The sequence below is a fragment of the Streptomyces sp. NPDC035033 genome (assembly GCF_040636735.1).
Classification (GTDB): domain Bacteria; phylum Actinomycetota; class Actinomycetes; order Streptomycetales; family Streptomycetaceae; genus Streptomyces.
The window spans coordinates 1-1,812 of the sequence record NZ_JBEZUZ010000076.1; the positions used below are offsets into that span (position 1 = coordinate 1).

1 protein-coding gene is annotated in these 1,812 nt (G+C 77.8%); it reads right to left on the reverse strand.

Annotation, left to right across the window (positions count from 1 at the left end; genetic code table 11):
- Positions 1-1,768 (reverse strand): dTMP kinase (tmk, locus tag AB0E83_RS26210; RefSeq protein ID WP_362116753.1); only part of this gene is annotated, 1,768 nt, incomplete at its 3' end.
- Between the last annotated feature and the right edge of the window lie 44 nt (positions 1,769-1,812).

Here is a 1,812-nt window from a genome sequence, read left to right on the forward strand (position 1 = left end):
CCACCCCCGCGCCCGCCTCCCCCGCCGAGGCGGCCGCGGCCTTCGCGGCGGCTTCCTCGGCGGCCTTCGCGGCGGCCGCGGCCGCGGCGATCCGGCGGGCCTCCTCCGCGCGCAGGAGGGCCTCCTCGGCCTTGCGCTGCTTCTCCTGGCGGAGCGCCTCGGCCTCGGCCCGGAGCCGGGCCTCCTCCTCGGCCTGCTTGCGGAGCCGTTCCTGCTCCTCCTGGCGGGCCTTCTCCTCGGCCGCGAGGCGGCGGGCCTCCTCCTCGGCGGCGAGGCGGGCCTCCTCGGCCTTGCGCCGGGCCTCCTCCGCCTGCCGCTCGGCCTCCAGCCGGCGCGCCTCTTCCTCCTCGCGCCGCTTGCGCTCCTCCTCCTCGGCGCGCAGCTTGGCGAGCTGCTCCTGGCGCTCGCGCTCCAGGCGCTCCTCCTCTGCCTTGCGGGCGGCCTCCTCCTCAGCCTTGCGCCGGGCCTCCTCCTCGGCCTTCCGGCGCGCCTCCTCGGCGGCCTTCACCTCGGCCTCGGAGAGCGGCAGCATCCGGTCGAGCCGGTGGCGGACGACGGTGGTGACGGCCTCGGGCTCCTGCCCCGCGTCGACGACGAGGTAGCGGGAGGGGTCGGCGGCGGCCAGGGCGAGGAAACCGGCCCGCACGCGCGCGTGGAACTCGGGCGGCTCCGACTCCAGCCGGTCCGGCGCCTCGGTGAACCGCTCGCGGGCGGTCTCGGGGGAGACGTCGAGGAGGACGGTCAGGTTCGGGACGAGGCCGCCGGTCGCCCAGCGGGAGATGCGGGCGATCTCGGTCGGCGAGAGGTCCCGGCCGGCGCCCTGGTAGGCGACGGACGAGTCGATGTACCGGTCGGAGATGACGACGGCGCCCCGCTCCAGGGCGGGCCGGACCAGCGAGTCGACGTGCTCGGCGCGGTCGGCGGCGTACAGCAGCGCCTCGGCGCGGTTGGACAGGCCGGCGGAGGAGACGTCGAGCAGGATCGAGCGGAGCCGCTTGCCGATGGGGGTGGCGCCGGGCTCGCGGGTGACGACGACCTCGTGGCCCTTGGCGCGGATCCAGTCGGCGAGCGCCTGGACCTGGGTGGACTTGCCGGCGCCGTCGCCGCCCTCCAGGGCGATGAAGAAGCCGGTGGCGGACGGCGCCTGCGCGGGGTCGGCGCCGCGCAGCGCGTCGCGCAGGTCGCGGCGGAGCGGCACGCCCGCGCGGTCGTCGGTCTTCGCGAGGACGAGCGCGGCGACGGGCAGCAGCAGGGCGCCGACGAGGGCGAGGGTGAAGGCGGCGCCGCCGTGGTCGAAGACGAACTTCCCGGAGTCGGAGACGAGGCGGTGGGGGCCGATCGCGGCGGCGAGCAGCGGCGCGGCGAGCGCGCCGACGGCGATGCCCACGCGCGCGGTGGCCTGGAGGTGCGCGGTGGTGCGCTCCCGGCGCGGCTCCTCGGTCTCCTGGTCGATGAGGACGTGCCCGGTGTTGGCGGCCACGCCGGCGGCGTACCCGGCGAGGGCGGCGAGGAGGAGCACGGTCGCGGTGTCGGGCACGAGGCCGACGGCGATCAGGGCGACGCCGGTGACGGTGATCGCGAGGGCGAGCATCCGGCGCCGGGAGAGCACCGGCAGCACGGAGCGCGCGGTGCGGATGCCGACGGCGGTGGCGCCGCTGAGCGCGAGCACGAGCAGCGCGTAGGTGACGGGCCCGCCGCCGAGGTCGAAGGCGTGGAGCGCGGCGAGCGAGGCGGGGGGGGCGCGGGCGCCGGCGGGGGGGGCGCGGATAGGGAGAGGGGCGGGGGGGGGCATAGGGTGGTTGAAAGGGGGTT